This is a genomic window from Enterobacter sp. PGRG2, from assembly GCF_030291195.1.
In the GTDB taxonomy this organism is placed as follows: domain Bacteria; phylum Pseudomonadota; class Gammaproteobacteria; order Enterobacterales; family Enterobacteriaceae; genus Enterobacter_D.
This window is the reverse complement of sequence record NZ_CP127837.1, coordinates 3,410,408-3,425,803: the sequence shown is the minus strand read 5'-3', so window position 1 is coordinate 3,425,803 and position 15,396 is coordinate 3,410,408. Positions and strand designations below refer to the sequence as shown.

Sequence of the window (15,396 nt, the reverse complement as noted above, 5' to 3'; positions counted from 1 at the left end):
TAACTAAGTGTGGCTGTTTTTAGCCAAATGTGGGGGAAAAAATCCGGAATTTTGACGTAGCGCGGCAGACGTCAGGAGAGAGTAACGGTCTCGCCAGAACAGCGAGACCGGTTTATATACCGTTCGGCTTTTATGCCACAGGGCGGGCGATAACGCTACGGGTTTCCATACGCACCTCGGCGATGGTCACATCAATCACATCAGTGACTTTATACACCGTCTCGCCTTTGATCTGCACGGTACCGCTTTCCTGGCTGCAAACCATTTCGTCGCGCACCGCGTGGATGAACGGGGCAGGAATAAAGGCCACCGCGCCATTATCCACCAGACGGACGCGCATCCCGCCACGGCTGATGTCGATGATCTCTGCGCCAAAGCGCGTATCGGTTCCGGCTTTGTCTTTCAGGAAACGGGCATACAGCCAGTCGCCGACATCGCGCTCCGCCATACGGTTAAGGCGACGGCGTTCGGTCATCTGCACCGTGGTATCGGCCTGCGGACGGGCGATGGTTTCATTTTTAATGATCGCTTTCAGCAGACGATGGTTGATCATATCGCCATACTTACGGATCGGTGACGTCCAGGTGGCATAGGCCTCAAGACCGAGGCCAAAGTGCGGGCCTGGCTCGGTGCTGATTTCCGCGTAAGACTGGAAGCGGCGAATGCGACTGTCGAGGAAACCAGACGGCTGTGCGTCCAGTTCACGACGCAGCTTACAGAAGCCGTTCAGCGTCAGCACTTCTTCGGCATCCACATGCAGACCGTGGGTGCTGAGCAGGGCCGCCAGCGCTTCGCCATTTGCCGGATCGAACCCTAAATGCACGTTGTAGATGCCGAAACCGAGCTTATCGCGCAGCACGCGGGCGGCACAGATGTTGGCGGCAATCATCGACTCTTCAACAATGCGGTTAGCGATGCGGCGCGGCTCGGCAACGATGTCCAGCACTTCGCCTTTTTCGCCCAGCACAAAGCGGTAATCCGGGCGGTCTTTAAACACCAGCGCATGGGTGGTGCGCCATTCAGCGCGGGCAAGGCAGATGCGATGCAGCAGACGGATCTGCGCGGCGATGGCATCCGTCGGCGGCGTCCAGCCGTCTTTGCCTTCCAGCCAGTCAGAGATCTCGTCGTACACCAGCTTGGCTTTCGACTCGATGGTGGCAGCGAAGAATTCAATATTGTCTTCAATGGTGCCGTCTGCGCTGATGGTCATGCGGCAGGCCAGCGCCGGGCGCAGGGTCTGCGGACGCAGGGAGCAGAGATCGTCAGAAAGCTCGCGCGGCAGCATCGGGATGTTAAAGCCCGGCAGATAGTTAGTGAAAGCACGAACTTTAGCAATGTTATCCAGCTTGCTGTCCTGGGCTATCCACGCGGTCGGATCGGCAATGGCCACCGTCAGTTGCAGGCGGCCATCCGCCAGCTCTTCGGCGTACAGAGCATCATCCATATCTTCGGTGCTGGCGCTGTCAATGGTGACGAAATCCAGGGCGGTCAGATCGACACGCTCAAGGCCCTCGTCCAGCATTTCGGTAGCGACGCCGTTCGGCGCTTCTTTTTCCAGATTGTGACGGGCAAGGGTCACCCACCACGGCACGAAATGATCGTCGCCGAAGGTAATAAACTGGGTCAGCTCCGCGTAAAAGCCGCGATCGCCTTTCAGCGGGTGACGGCGCATTTCTGCAACCGCCCAGTCGCCATCGGCAAAATTGTGCTCGACACCGCGCGCCGGTCGGCACTGGATGGCGTCTTTCAGCAGGGGATGATCAGGGACGATGGACAGACGATCGTCTTTTTTCTGCACTTTACCGACGAAGCGCGACAGGAAAGGTTCAACCAGTTCCTCCGGCTCGGCGGATTCACGTTCTTTTTCGCTATGGATCACCGCGATAATACGGTCGCCATGCATTACTTTTTTCATCTGCGGCGGCGGAATGAAATAGCTTTTCTGCGCATCAACTTCGAGGAAACCAAAGCCTTTTTCCGTGGCTTTGACGACGCCTTCCGCGCGAGGCGTCTTAGAATGTAATTGCTGTTTTAGCTGAGCAAGCAGCGGGTTGTCCTGGAACATAATTTTGTATTTTCGTGGCCAAAAGAGCGGCTGACAGTTTTACGCGAATACGGGGGGCGCAGCAAGCGCTCTTTCGCGTTACTGGCGCTCACCCAGCGCGATTTTCAGACGGTTCAGCCAGCCGCATAACCCGCTCCACGCCAGCAGCGAGAGCGCCTGATGGGTGGTAAAACCCTGCTCGGTAAGCGGAATAAACTGCGCGGCGCTGAAGCGATCCGCCGCCCGGGTCAGCAGTTGTACGGCGACAATAACCGCCCGCGTTTGTGCGTCGTCCTGACTCCATGCCAGCAGCGCCTGCTCACCGTCCTGCAACGCGGTGCGCAGCGTCTCATCGCGTTGCGCGCTGGCCGCAAAACAGTCCACGCTGCCGTTAATGCGCGCGGTGAGTTGCGCCACCAGCTGCACTACCGCCGGAGGGAGTTCAGCCCGTAAACCGCTTTCCAGGATCGCGCCAAGTTCATTAAGCACAACATGCTCATGGGCCAGCGACGCCGCCAGCACGCGCAGCTCCGGCTGCGTCTGCCATTGCGCATGGGCTTCCAGCTGGCTTGCGCTGGCGCGGCGCAGTTCTACGCCGCTGAAGGCCGCGGACCAGCCGTCAGCCCCGGCGCTAAAGCGTTCTGCATCAGCCCAGGCCTGCATTTCCATGCCTGGCAGCCAGCGCACCGGCATGCCCTGCATCGCCTGAAACGCGGCGACCACGCGCGCCTGAAAACCGATAAAGCCGATGATCTGATCCATCAGAATAATGTCGTCGCAGGTCAGGCCAACCTCATCAAGCTGCTGCCGGGCGCGGTTATCAATCACCTCCGGCGAGCTGGCGAGCTGCCGGGCGTACTGGGTGATTTGTGCCAGACGGCGGTTACTTTCCCGTGAGGGATCCGGGCCATTGAGCGGCGCGAGGCGTGCGGCATAGTGATTGCACAGCCGCTGGACGCCATACACCTGGGCTGCGGTCAGCGCCGTGCTGAGGCGGTCGTAAGCGGTAAAGGTGCGCAGGCGGCTCACGGCTACCTGCTGCGGAAACAGACGGGCGCACAGATTGCGTGCCGGGCGTAGCCAGGAGTCACAGGCGGCCAGCATGTCGTTCGTCAGCGGTAAATCCAGCAAAAAGCGGTCGTTAACGGTGGCGGCTTCGGGAACTAATGGTAGCGCGGGAGTCTGGCCGGTACTCGACTGGGTTTCATGATACCAGTGACCTTTGCCGGAAAAACGGCGTTGTTCCATGAGCGTTCCTTGATCTGAAAGTGACGATCCGGAGACGTGACATCAGGATGCGCCGGATCTTTTTCGCAGCATTATCCTGGCGTAAGCGGGGAGGAGGATGAAATATTGTTGGGTGATAACAAAGATCAGAAAGGCATAACGGGGAAAACACCCCCTCCGGGCGGAAGGGGCGTCAGGGGGATTATTTCAGTTCCAGTTCGTTCATCGCGGCGATGCTGAAGCCGCCGTCAACGTGAACCACTTCACCCGAAATACCGCCGGAGAGGTCAGAGCACAGGAAAGCGGCGCTGTTGCCCACATCTTCGATGGTCACAGTGCGACGGATCGGGGTGACCGCTTCGCAATGAGCCAGCATTTTACGGAAGTCTTTAATACCAGACGCCGCCAGGGTGCGGATCGGACCGGCAGAGATGGCGTTTACGCGCACGCCTTCCGGGCCCATGGCGTTCGCCATGTAACGCACGTTCGCTTCCAGAGACGCTTTCGCCAGACCCATCACGTTGTAGTTCGGGATAGCGCGCTCTGCGCCCAGGTAGGAGAGGGTCAGCAGGGCGGAGTTCGGGTTCAGCATTGCGCGACAGGCTTTTGCCATAGCCACAAAGCTGTAGGAGCTGATGTCGTGCGCGATTTTAAAACCATCACGGGTTACGGCGTTCACGTAGTCGCCATCCAGCTGATCGCCCGGTGCGAAACCGATGGAGTGTACGAAACCGTCGAATTTCGGCCAGCTTTTAGCCAGTTCGGTAAACAGCGCTTCGATGCTCTCATCTTCCGCTACGTCGCACGGCAGTACCAGGCTGGAGCCCAGGTCAGCGGCGAACCCTTCGACACGGCTTTTCAGCTTGTCGTTCTGGTAGGTAAAGGCCAGCTCTGCGCCTTCGCGATGCATTGCCTGCGCGATACCCCAGGCAATGGAGAGTTTACTGGCAACGCCAGTAATCAGAATGCGTTTACCGGTAAGAAAACCCATAGTTTTGAATCCTTATAGTTTCTGCTCATTTTATGACTTAATAATCATTAGGTTACGATTATTAAGTCACAATTATTCAACACTAACGGTAAATTATATCCCACTGACAATGGGATCTGTCACGTTATTTTTCCCGCGGTACGCTGCTGCGCCCCAGGTCAGACATCTTTACGCCAGGCGTCAGCGGTTAAGGCTTCGCCAAAATGCCCGGCAATCAAGCGCCGGGTCAGCTCATGCAGCGGCGATGCCAGCACGTCGGCGGTGCTGCCGCGCTCCACCACTTCGCCCTGGTGCATTACCAGCACCTGGTCGCTAATATGCTTCATCATGCCGATATGCTGGGTCACGTAAATATATGAAATACCGTGTTTTTCCTGTAACTCCAGCATCAGATTAATCAGCTGCGAGCGCATCGACATGTCCAGCGAGGCCAGCGCCTCATCGGCAATAATGACCTGCGGACGCAGGATCAGCGCGCGCGCCAGCCCCAGACGCTGTTTCTGGCCGGGGGCCAGCATGTGCGGATAGTAGCTGACGTGATCCGGCAGCAGCCCGACCATGCGCAACGTTTCGGCGATGCGCTTGCGGCGCGCTTCCGGCGTCAGATCGGTGTTCAGCCGCAGCGGAAAATCGAGGATCTGCGAAACGCGCGAACGCGGATTCAGCGAGGTGGAGGGATCCTGAAAAATCATACGGATGCGCTGGCTGCGGAACGAGTAATCGCCATAGTGCAGAGGATGATCGTTGATGCGCAGCTCGCCGGTGGTCGGCTCGGTCATGCCCACCAACATTTTTGCCAGCGTCGATTTGCCGGAGCCGTTCTCGCCAATAATCGCCAGCGTCTGTTTCTCGCGCAGGGTAAAGCTGAGCGGTTTTACCGCCTCCAGCGTCTGACGGCGGAACCAGCCGGTGCGGTAACGGAAGGTTTTGCTCAGGTTATGCACTTCAAGCAGCGTTTCCGGCATCTTATTCGCGCTCCATATTAAGGGGAAAATGACAGGCGAAAAGATGGTTTTTCGGCCCCGCGAGGCGCGGCGTGTCGATACATTTACGCTGCGCATACGGGCAGCGCGGCCCCAGACGACAGCCTATCGGTAACTGTTCAAGCAACGGAATGGCTCCCGGCAGGGTGTTAAGACGGCTTTTGTGCGGCATCGGGCTGCCAAAATCAGGAATGGCGCGGATCAGCGCCTGGGTATAAGGATGATGCGGCGTGCTGATCAAATCCTCGCTCGGCGCGGTTTCCACCGTCTGGCCGCAGTACATCACGTTAATGCGATCCGCCCACTGGCTCAGCATTTGCAGGTCATGGCTGATCAACAAAATGGTGGTGTTATTGTTCTGATTAAGCCGGGACAGCAGGCGGAAAATCTGCGCCTGGGTGGTTGGCTCCATGGCGTTGGTCGGCTCATCGGCGATCAGCAGACGCGGCTGGTTGGCCAGCGCAATGGCGATCATCACTTTCTGGCACTCGCCTTCGGTCAGCTCGTAGGGGAAGCTGCGCATCGCGTCTTTATGATCTTTGATCCCCACCCGGTGCAGCAGTTCGATGGCGCGGCGTTTGCGCCAGCCGAAACGCTGCCACCAGCGGCCTTTATAGGTCCAGCCGGAGATATTCTGCATTAGCTGTTTGCCGACGCGCTCGGAAGGATCGAGACAGGACTGCGGCTCCTGGAAGATCATCGACACGTTATGGCCGAGCAGCTTACGCCGCTCGCGCACGGAGAGGCGCATCAGATCGATGTCGTCAAAACGCATACGGTCGGCGGTGACGCGCCAGTTATCTTTGTTGACGCCGCAAATCGCCTTCGCGACCAGGCTTTTGCCGGAGCCGGATTCGCCCACCAGCCCGCGGATCTCCCCTTCGGCCAGCGTAATGCTCACCCGGTCAACAGCGCGAACCCACTGCTCGCCAATTTTGACCTCAATGGTCAGATTACGAATATCGAGTAACGGCATTATTCCACCCCCGCATTGACCGCACGACGGATCCCGTCGCCCAGCAGGTTAACCAGCAAGACGCTCAGCATGATCGCCACGCCCGGCAGCATCACTGTCCAGGGCGCGACATAAATCAGCTCCAGCGCGTCGCCAAGCATCGCGCCCCATTCCGGGGAGGGCAGTTGCGCCCCCAGATCGAGAAAGCCCAGCGCCGCAATATCCAGAATGGCCATCGACAGGGCGCGGGTAATTTCCGTCACCAGCCCGGCGGTCATATTCGGCAGCACGGCGAACCACAAAATGTTCATTGTCGTCGCGCCATCCAGACGGGCGGCAACCACGTACTCTTTTTCCAGCTCATCATGCACCAGACTGTAGACCGAGCGCACCATGCGCGGCAGCAGCGCCAGCCAGACGGCGAACATCGCGTGGCTGAGGTGTGGGCCGGAAAACGCCACCACAATGATTGCCAGCAGCAGCGAAGGGATCGACAACAGCGTATCCAGAATATGATTCAGCACCGCCGAGCGTAGCCCGTGCGTCGCCCCGGCGACCACGCCCAGCACCAGCCCGCACAGGGTTGCCGCGAGGGTCACCAGAAACGCGCCGCCCACCGTCGGGGCCGCGCCGCTGAGCAGACGGCTCAATACATCGCGCCCCAGATCGTCAGTGCCAAGGAAAAACGACACTTCGCCGTAGCGTGACCAGGACGGCGGCAGCAGCTGATAGCCCAGGAACTGCTGATCGATGCCATAAGGCGCAAACCAGGCGCCAAACAGGCACAGCAGCATCAGACCCGCGCAGCCGTACAGACCGACCATCGCCGCGGTATCGCTGTAAAACTTGCGCCAGACGTTGCGCAGCGCGCCGGGGGCGCGCTTTTCGCTGTAGACGTTATCGGAGGGCATACCATTCCTTATGTTTCAAGGGGTTCGCCAGCGCGCCCACAATGTCAGAAATCACGTTCACGATGATCACCAGTGCGCCAATCACCATTACGCCTGCGGAAATCGCCGCGTAATCCTGCTGGCGGATAGCGTTGATCATCCAGCGTCCCAGCCCCGGCCAGCTGAACACCATTTCGGTGATCATCGCCAGCGTCAGCATGGTGGAGAACTGCAAACCGAGACGCGGGATCACTGGCGGCAGGGCGTTGTGCAGCACATGGCGGCGCAAAATCGTCAGCCGCGACACGCCGCGAGTGGCCGCGGCTTTAATATAATTCTGCTCAAACACATCGATGGTGCTGATGCGCATCAGGCGGATCACTTCTGTGGTCGGAGCCACCGCCAGCGTCAGCACCGGCAGCACCATATGGCGCAGGGCGCTCATGATCATCTCATCACGCCAGGGCGAATCCGACAGCCAGGCGTCAATAATGGCAAAGCCGGTCACGGTTTTCACTTCATAGAGCAGATCAAAGCGTCCGGACACCGGCAGCCAGCCAAGGGTGAGCGAGAAAAACAGCGTCAGCAGCAGCGCCAGCCAGAACACCGGAATGGAAAAGCCGAGCAGCGCCAGCGCGCTGATAAATTTATCCTGCCATTTATTGCGCGAAATTCCCGCCAGCATACCGACGGGAATGCCGAGCACCAGCGCAAAGGTGAAGGCCAGAATGCACAGCTCCATGGTGGCCGGAAACACATCTTTTAACTGTTCGGAAATCAGCTGGCCGTTAATGCTGGAGACACCAAAGTCCCAGTGCAGCACGCCGTTAAACCAGAACGCCCAGGCGTTCCACAGTGACGCCCCTGACAGCGGCGCATGGGGCGTAAAATAGCTCAGGCTGAAGGCGACAAAGGTCAGCAAAAACAGCGTGACCATCAGCAGAAGTATGCGCCGCAGCGTAAAAATGATCATGGCTGTTTATCCTCAGAATGCTCTTTTTCACGCGACACGCCCGCAAAAGAGGCGTTACCAAAGGGACTCAACACCAGGCCTTTCATATCGTACCGATACGCCTGTAAGCGCAGTGAGGAGGCCAGTGGCAGCACCGGCAGTTCACGGGCGAGAATGGTTTGCGCCTCGTCGTAAGCCTCAATGCGCGACGCCAGCTGCTGCGAACGCAGGGCTTTTTGCAACACGTTATCGAATTCACGGTGGCACCAGTGGGCGAAGTTGGTCTGCGATTCGATCGCCGCGCAGCTCAACAGCGGACGGAAGAAACTGTCCGGATCGTTACTGTCCGTTGACCAGCCGGAAAGGGTGAGATCATGATTCATGTCCATCAGACGCGCCTCCTGGAAACGGCCCTCTACCGGCACGATCTTCACCGTCACGCCCACCTGCGCCATATCCGCCTGGATCAGCTCTGCCGTTTTCAACGGGCTGGGGTTCCAGGCCTGGGAGCTGGTCGGCACCCACAGCTCAAGGGTCATGTTTTCCAGTCCCAGCGCTTTAAGCCGTGCGCGCGCTTCATCGGGATTGTATTCGGTAATTTTCGCTTCGTTATCATAGGCCCAGGAGGCGCGGGGCAAAATCGACGCGGCGGTTTCTGCGGTGCCATAGTAAATGGACTGCATCAGCCGCTGATTATTAATCGCCAGCGCCAGTGCGTGGCGCACCTGCGGATTATTCAGCGGCGGCTTGTCGGTATTAAACGCCAGATAAGCGATGTTCATGCCGGGTCGCAGCGTCAGGCGCAGACGCGGATCGTCACGCAGGCTGGTAAGCTGGCTGGCGGCGGGCCAGGCCAGCACATCGCATTCGCCGGTCAGCAGTTTGGATAACCGTCCGGTGCCGCCGGAGCCGAGATCGACCACCACCTGCGGCATCAGCGGCGTGCCGCGCCAGAATCGTTCGTGACGTTGTAACCGAATATACTGCCCGGCGCGGTAATCGCCGAGCTGGAACGGGCCGGTGCCGACCGGCTGGCGATCCAGTAGCTCCTGATGGTCGTTCTTCGCCAGATCCGCGGCGTACTCTGCTGACATCACCGACGCGTAATGGGTTGCCAGATGCCAGAGGAAAGATGCATCCGGCTGGCGCAGACGAAACTCCACGGTGCGGTTGTCGATTTTGCGCACGCTCTCCACGGTATCGGCGAATTGCAGGCTGTCGAAATAGGGGAAGCTGCTGCCGTTAATGTTATGCCACGGATGTTTGCGGTCGAAAATACGCTGGAAGGTAAAGGTCACATCGTCCGCATTCAGCTTACGGGTGGGTTTAAACCACGCGGTGGTCTGGAAGGACACGTCGTTGCGCAGGCGAAAACGGTAAGTCGCGCCGTTGTCCAGCACTTCCCAGCTTTCCGCCAGCTCCGGCACCAGCCGGTAGGTATAGGGATCGACATCCAGCAGACGATCGTAAAGCTGGGCGGCGAGGGTGTCGACAATCAGGCCGCTGCTGGCTTTTTGCGGGTTAAAGGTGTTCACCTGACCGTTCACGCAGTACACAAAGCCGCTGTCACGAATATCGCGGGCGGCGGGCGGCACAGGCTCGGCCTGCGCCAGTCCGCTTAACAGACCGGCGCTCATCAGCAGAGACGATAAAATTAGGCGCATAATTTCTTTGGTTTTAAGACTGATCTGCAAAGTGTATCGCACTTAACGCCGCCGCGTAAAAATGTCTGCGGATAACTGGCGGAAAAGTCATCAAACGCGTCACTTTCTCAGGCGACTAACGCTGAACAGCAGCGCCACCGCCGTCGCCATCGCCGCCACCCACAAACTGAGGTGTACCGCCAGCGCATCACCGGACAGCGACAGCAACACGCCGACCAGCGCCGCGCCCAGACATTGTCCGAAGGTACGCACGATCGCCAGCACGCCGGAGGCATAGCCGCTGTTCTCCCGCGAGACGTTCGCCAGCATTTCCCGGTTGTTCGGGCTCTGAAAACAGCCAAACCCCAGGCCACACACAAAACTGCGCACGCCGATGTCCCACATCGGGGCGTGATCCGGCAACAGCGCCAGCAGGACCAGACCTGCGGCAAACACACACAGGCCGACGGTGGAGATAAGCGCGGGGGAATGGCGATCCGCAAAACGTCCGGCGTGCGGCGCGGCCAGAACGATGCCCAGCGGCCAGGGAGTAAACAGCAGCGCCGATTCAAAGGCGCTGTAACCGTAGAGGCTCTGGAATAAAAACGGCAGCGCGACGAAGGTCATCCCCTGGCTGACGAAGGATGCCAGCGAGGTGAGCGCCGCCAGAGAAAAACGCATTGATGAGAACATCGCCAGCGGCAGCAGCGGGTTTGGCGCGCGCTGTTGCCGCCAGACGAACAGCACGCCTGCGACAATGGCGAGCAGTCCGTATGCCAGGGCGGTTATCAGCATACCGTCGTCTTTCTCCGGCCGGGCAAAGGTGCTGGCGGTCATGATCAGCGCGCCGAGCATTATCGCCGACAGCAGCGCGCCCGCGGCGTCAAAGGGTTCGCGCTGCGGCGCTTTTTTGCCGGGGATCGTTCGCAGGGTTAACGCCAGGGCCATCACGCCGAGCGGCAGATTAACGGCAAACAGCCAGCGCCAGCTCAGCGTCGCCAGCAGCGTGCCGCCAAGCAGCGGGGCCAGCGCGGTGCTGGCGGCGATGAGCAACGCATGCAGCCCAAGAATGCGGCCGAGCAGCCGGTCGGGAAAGATGGAGCGCAGGATCGCAGGCGCGATGCTCAGGGTCGCGGCCCCGCCGATCCCCTGCACAATACGCCAGCTGGTCAGCGCCGTCAGGGAGGAGGACAGGGTGCATCCCAGCGAGGCCACCGTAAACAGGCCAAGCCCACAGGCAAACAGCAGACGAAAACCAAAGCGGTTCGCCAGCGCGGCGAAAATCGCCAGCGTCATCGCCGCCGCCAGCAAATAACCGTTCGCCACCCACACCGCCGCCGGGGCAGCAACCTTAAGCGCAGCGGCGATCTGCGGCAGGGCGATATTCACCATTGATCCGTCAAACACCGCCATGGTGGTGGAGGTCATCACCGCCGCCATTGCCAGCGCACGCGGGCGTCCGGGTAAGCCTTCGTCGCCCGCTTTGTCAGAAAAGAGTTCCATCGTATTCACCTTGTTAAGCGCATTGTCATCTGCTGACAGCCTACCGGCGTACCACACCCGGCGGAAGACGCAGCAATTGCAGTTATAACCTGCACCGGACGCCTGTTATAGTGCGATTGATGAGCGGGGAAATAAGGAAAGGCTGACATGAACCAACCGGATCTGAACTTACTGATCGCCCTTGATGCGCTGCTGGCGGAAGCCAGCGTGGCGGGGGCGGCCCGGCGGCTTGGCCTCAGTGAATCGGCGATGAGCCGCACCCTCAGCCGTCTGCGGACGGTTACCGGCGATCCGCTGCTGGTGCGCGCCGGACGCCATATGGTGCTGACGCCTTATGCCGGTGCGGTGCGCGAGCGCACCCGGCAGACGGTGTTTGATGCGCTGGCCGTGCTGCGTCCGGCGGCGGAGAAGCTGGATTTAACCACTTACCGCCGCACCTTTACCCTGCGGGCTAACGACGGCTTTGTGGAGGCGTTCGGGCCAAAGCTGATTGTCGCCGCCGCACAACAGGCCCCGCAGGTGCGATTGTGTTTTGCGCCTAAGCTTGCGAAAAATGCCGCGCCCCTGCGGGAAGGGCAGATTGATCTGGAAATCGGCGTGCTTGGTGATATGGGGCCGGAGATCCGCATTCAGGCGCTGTTTCGCGATCGTTTTGTTGGCGTGGTCAGGCACGGGCACCCGCTGGCCGCCAGGCCGGAGGTCAGCGTGGAGGAGTATATCGCCCAGGGTCACGTGGTGGCGTCACGGCGCGGCAAGGCGGGCGGGCCGGTGGATGAGGCGCTGGCGGCGCTTGGTCTCGAACGCCATATCGCCGCCGTGGTGCCCGGCTTTCCGGCGGCGCTGGCGGTGGCCCAGGCGTCTGATCTGGTGGCGCTGGTGCCTGCCTCTTTTCTGATCCACCAGCAGGCGGCAAGGCTGCACACCTTTGCGCTGCCGGTAGAAACCCGCCCGATCACCATTTCCCAGATGTGGCATCCCCGTATGGAAGCCGATGCCGGTCATCGCTGGTTGCGGGAGTTTGTGCGGGATATTTGCCGCAAACACGCCCCCGCCTGATATTATGGTGGTCTATCTCTGTGACCAAAAGGATTGCCGCGATGGCTATTATTCCGAAGAACTATGCCCGCCTGGAAGTGGATTACCGGGAACGTGCGTTAAAGATCTATCCGTGGGTGTGCGGCCGGTGCTCCCGCGAATTTGTCTACTCAAACCTGCGTGAGTTAACGGTGCACCATATCGATCACGATCATACCAACAACCCGCCGGACGGCAGCAACTGGGAGCTATTGTGCCTGTACTGCCACGATCATGAGCACTCGAAATACACCGAGGCGGATCAGTACGGCTCAACGGTGATCGCCGGGGAAGATGCGCAGAAAGATGTCGGCGAGGCGAAATATAATCCTTTCGCCGATCTGAAAGCGATGATGAATAAAAAATAGCCCTTACAGCGCGTGCTTTTTCAGCAGCGCGCGCAGCTGATGGTAAGTCAGTCCCAGCAGTTCCGCCGCGCGTTTCTGGTTAAATTTCGCCTGTTGCAGGCTGCTTTCCAGCAGCGCTTTTTCCTGGGATTGCTGAAACTGGCGCAGATCCAGCGGCAGGGCGGGCAGCGCTTCGCTATCCGTCGTTGATCTGACCGGCGACGGGACGCGGTGAAAGGGATCGATAATAATCTCATCAAGGGGCGTATCGCTGCTGCCGTGGCGGTACACCGAGCGCTCGACAACGTTTTTCAGTTCACGAATATTCCCCGGCCAGCGGTAGCCCAGCAGCGTATCGCGGGCGCGTTCGGTAAAGCCCGGAAACAGCGGCAGCCCCAGTTCGCGGCACATCTGAATGGCAAAGTGATCGGCCATCAGCATGATGTCGCTTTGCCGTTCGCGCAGCGGCGGCAGTTGCACCACATCAAAGGCCAGCCGGTCGAGCAGGTCGGCGCGGAAGGTTTCATTCTCCACCATCTGTGGTAAATCGGCGTTAGTGGCGCACACCAGCCGTACGTTCACCTGTAACGGACGGCTGCCGCCGACGCGCTCCAGCTCGCCGTATTCGATCACGCGCAGCAGTTTTTCCTGCACCAGCATAGGCGCGGTCGCCAGCTCATCGAGAAACAGCGTGCCGCCGTCGGCGCGTTCAAAGCGTCCCGGATGGCGTTTCTGCGCGCCGGTAAAAGCCCCGGCTTCATGGCCAAACAGCTCGGTATCCAGCAGATTTTCATTCAGCGCGGCACAGTTAAGCGAAATAAAGGGCCCGTCCCAGCGGGAAGAGAGAAAGTGCAGGCGGTTGGCTATCAGCTCCTTGCCGGTGCCGCGCTCGCCGATGATCAGCACCGGTTTATTCAGCGGCGCCAGACGGGAAACCTGCTCCAGCACATCGATAAAGCTGTTTGCTTCGCCAAGAAGATTATCTTTGTATTCCGCCATGATGAAATTCGCCAATGGTTGGTGTATTTCACCACTCTAACCCATTTCACCGCTGCGGTAAAATTAATCATTTCCTTTATTATCAGTGAGATAAAAAGCTGGCACGAGAATTGTATTACTCAATCAGCAGGGCCTGGCCCGATAACAGAAAATATGAGGACTGAATTATGGGTATTTTTTCTCGTTTCGCCGACATCGTGAACGCCAACATCAACTCACTGCTGGAAAAGGCTGAAGACCCGCAAAAATTAGTGCGTCTGATGATCCAGGAAATGGAAGACACGCTGGTCGAAGTTCGCTCCACCTCAGCCCGTGCGCTGGCTGAAAAGAAACAGCTGTCACGCCGTATTGAACAGGCCACCGCCCAGCAGGCAGAGTGGCAGGAAAAAGCGGAACTGGCGCTGCGTAAAGAAAAAGATGATCTGGCCCGTGCGGCGCTGATCGAAAAACAGAAATTAACTGACGTGATCGCCACCCTCGAACATGAAGTGACGCTGGTGGATGATACGCTGGTGCGCATGAAGAAAGAGATCGGCGAGCTTGAGAACAAACTCAGCGAAACCCGCGCCCGCCAGCAGGCGCTGACGCTGCGCCACCAGGCGGCCAGCTCGTCCCGTGATGTGCGACGCCAGCTCGACAGCGGCAAAATCGACGAAGCGATGGCGCGTTTTGAATCTTTCGAGCGTCGTATCGACCACATGGAAGCCGAGGCGGAAAGCCATGCTTTCGGTAAGCAGAAATCGCTGGATCAGGAGTTTGCGGAACTGAAAGCCGACGACGCCATCAGCGAGCAGCTGGCGCAGCTGAAAGCAAAAATGAAACAGGATCTTCAATAATAACGATAAGGCGCCTGAGCGCGCCTTTACCTCACCTGTAAGGAGTACACATGAGCGCGCTGTTTCTGGCTATTCCCCTGACGCTGTTTATTTTGTTCGTGCTGCCCATCTGGCTGTGGCTGCATTACAACAACCGGTCGTCCCGCAACGCGCTGTCGCAAAGCGAACAGCAACGCCTGGCGCAGTTGAATGCCGACGCACAACGTATGCGCGAACGCATCCAGGCGCTGGAATCTATCCTGGATGCTGAACATCCGAACTGGAGGGATCGCTAATGGCTGGATTAGATTTGAATAAAAAGCTCTGGCGTATGCCGCAGCAGGGCATGGTGAAAGGGGTCTGCGCCGGCGTGGCGCACTACTTCGACGTGCCGGTCAAACTGGTTCGCCTGATCACCGTGCTGGCGATGTTTTTCGGGCTGTTTTTCTTTGTGGTGGTGGCCTACATCATCATGACATTCATGCTTGACCCGATGCCGGATAATCTGGCCGACGGCGAGGCGGTGCCCACCAGCGGCGAATTGCTGGATGCGGTCGATGCCGAGCTGGCCGCGGGCGAGAAGCGTCTGCGCGACATGGAGCGCTATGTCACCTCTGACACCTTCTCCCTGCGCAGCCGTTTTCGCCAGCTATAATTAACTGTTTAACGAATGAGGTTTCTGATGGCGCGTAATTGGCAACAGGCAGGACAAAAAATGAAACCCGGTCTGAAAATCGCCGGAAAACTGGTGCTGTTGACAGCGCTGCGTTACGGTCCGGCCGGTGTGGCGGGGTGGGCGGTGAAATCCGTTGCCCGTCGTCCGGCAAAAATGTTGTTGGCGCTGGTGCTGGAACCTCTGCTGTCACGCATGGCGCGCAAAGTTTCCGCCCGTTTTAACAACAAACCTGTTAAACCCGTTCGTTAACGGCTTTTGTCGGGGTGAAGCCTTTCATCCCGACCTCTCAATTCCCCC

The 15,396-nt window shown here is 58.9% G+C and carries 16 protein-coding genes; 6 read left to right on the top strand and 10 right to left on the bottom strand.

The features are described 5' to 3' along the window. Positions 1 to 130 precede the first annotated feature (130 nt). The 9 genes from QRD42_RS15335 to QRD42_RS15295 all read right to left on the bottom strand — a co-directional run bounded on the left by QRD42_RS15335 (position 131) and on the right by QRD42_RS15295 (position 11,188). Positions 131 to 2,065 carry an exoribonuclease II gene (locus QRD42_RS15335; protein WP_321987548.1) on the bottom strand — a complete coding sequence of 645 codons (1,935 nt, stop codon included), beginning with the start codon at positions 2,063 to 2,065 and terminating at the stop codon, positions 131 to 133. Between the two features lie 78 nt (positions 2,066 to 2,143). After that, the gene (locus QRD42_RS15330; RefSeq protein WP_321987547.1) at positions 2,144 to 3,292 is read right to left on the bottom strand and encodes a carboxymuconolactone decarboxylase family protein; all 1,149 of its coding nucleotides are present in this window, start codon (positions 3,290 to 3,292) and stop codon (positions 2,144 to 2,146) included. Between the two features lie 181 nt (positions 3,293 to 3,473). Beyond that, a complete protein-coding gene (gene fabI / locus QRD42_RS15325) occupies positions 3,474 to 4,262 on the bottom strand; it encodes an enoyl-ACP reductase FabI (RefSeq protein WP_072568604.1) in 789 nt (262 codons plus the stop codon). A 158-nt stretch (positions 4,263 to 4,420) separates the two neighbouring features. Further along, positions 4,421 to 5,227, bottom strand: coding sequence for a putrescine export ABC transporter ATP-binding protein SapF (gene sapF, locus QRD42_RS15320; protein ID WP_321987546.1), 807 nt, complete (start codon positions 5,225 to 5,227; stop codon positions 4,421 to 4,423). Between the two features lies 1 nt (position 5,228). Then, the gene (gene sapD, locus QRD42_RS15315; RefSeq protein WP_072568602.1) at positions 5,229 to 6,221 is read right to left on the bottom strand and encodes a putrescine export ABC transporter ATP-binding protein SapD; all 993 of its coding nucleotides are present in this window, start codon (positions 6,219 to 6,221) and stop codon (positions 5,229 to 5,231) included. Further along, the gene (gene sapC, locus QRD42_RS15310) at positions 6,221 to 7,111 is read right to left on the bottom strand and encodes a putrescine export ABC transporter permease SapC (RefSeq protein ID WP_072568601.1); all 891 of its coding nucleotides are present in this window, start codon (positions 7,109 to 7,111) and stop codon (positions 6,221 to 6,223) included. Before sapC ends, sapD begins: the two co-directional genes overlap by 1 nt. Next, positions 7,098 to 8,063 carry a putrescine export ABC transporter permease SapB gene (gene sapB, locus QRD42_RS15305; RefSeq protein ID WP_321987545.1) on the bottom strand — a complete coding sequence of 322 codons (966 nt, stop codon included), beginning with the start codon at positions 8,061 to 8,063 and terminating at the stop codon, positions 7,098 to 7,100. Before sapB ends, sapC begins: the two co-directional genes overlap by 14 nt. After that, a complete protein-coding gene (gene sapA, locus QRD42_RS15300; protein WP_321987544.1) occupies positions 8,060 to 9,706 on the bottom strand; it encodes an ABC transporter substrate-binding protein SapA in 1,647 nt (548 codons plus the stop codon). Before sapA ends, sapB begins: the two co-directional genes overlap by 4 nt. 99 nt (positions 9,707 to 9,805) lie before the next feature. Then, positions 9,806 to 11,188 (bottom strand): MFS transporter, encoded by a 1,383-nt coding sequence (locus tag QRD42_RS15295; protein ID WP_321987543.1) that lies wholly within the window; start codon positions 11,186 to 11,188, stop codon positions 9,806 to 9,808. Between the two features lie 147 nt (positions 11,189 to 11,335). Between QRD42_RS15295 and QRD42_RS15290 the strand changes: the two genes are divergently transcribed. Beyond that, positions 11,336 to 12,244 carry a LysR family transcriptional regulator gene (locus QRD42_RS15290; protein WP_321987542.1) on the top strand — a complete coding sequence of 303 codons (909 nt, stop codon included), beginning with the start codon at positions 11,336 to 11,338 and terminating at the stop codon, positions 12,242 to 12,244. Positions 12,245 to 12,285: 41 nt separating this feature from the next. Next, positions 12,286 to 12,630, top strand: a complete 345-nt coding sequence (gene yajD, locus QRD42_RS15285) for an HNH nuclease YajD (RefSeq protein WP_072568597.1) — start codon at positions 12,286 to 12,288, stop codon at positions 12,628 to 12,630. 3 nt (positions 12,631 to 12,633) lie between these two features. Here the strand turns inward: yajD and pspF are convergent, their stop codons facing one another. Continuing rightward, positions 12,634 to 13,623 carry a phage shock protein operon transcriptional activator gene (pspF, locus tag QRD42_RS15280; RefSeq protein WP_321987541.1) on the bottom strand — a complete coding sequence of 330 codons (990 nt, stop codon included), beginning with the start codon at positions 13,621 to 13,623 and terminating at the stop codon, positions 12,634 to 12,636. Between the two features lie 152 nt (positions 13,624 to 13,775). On the opposite strand from pspF, the gene pspA reads away from it, so the two are divergent. From pspA to pspD, 4 genes are read left to right on the top strand one after another with little or no spacing between them, the layout of a single operon-like run. Then, a complete protein-coding gene (gene pspA, locus QRD42_RS15275; RefSeq protein WP_318375509.1) occupies positions 13,776 to 14,444 on the top strand; it encodes a phage shock protein PspA in 669 nt (222 codons plus the stop codon). A 50-nt stretch (positions 14,445 to 14,494) separates the two neighbouring features. Beyond that, a complete protein-coding gene (gene pspB / locus QRD42_RS15270) occupies positions 14,495 to 14,719 on the top strand; it encodes an envelope stress response membrane protein PspB (RefSeq protein WP_072568594.1) in 225 nt (74 codons plus the stop codon). Further along, a complete protein-coding gene (gene pspC, locus QRD42_RS15265) occupies positions 14,719 to 15,078 on the top strand; it encodes an envelope stress response membrane protein PspC (RefSeq protein ID WP_072568593.1) in 360 nt (119 codons plus the stop codon). The genes pspB and pspC overlap by 1 nt, the downstream gene beginning before the upstream one ends. A 27-nt stretch (positions 15,079 to 15,105) precedes the next feature. Beyond that, positions 15,106 to 15,348 (top strand): phage shock protein PspD, encoded by a 243-nt coding sequence (gene pspD / locus QRD42_RS15260; RefSeq protein WP_072568592.1) that lies wholly within the window; start codon positions 15,106 to 15,108, stop codon positions 15,346 to 15,348. The last annotated feature ends 48 nt before the right edge of the window (positions 15,349 to 15,396 follow it).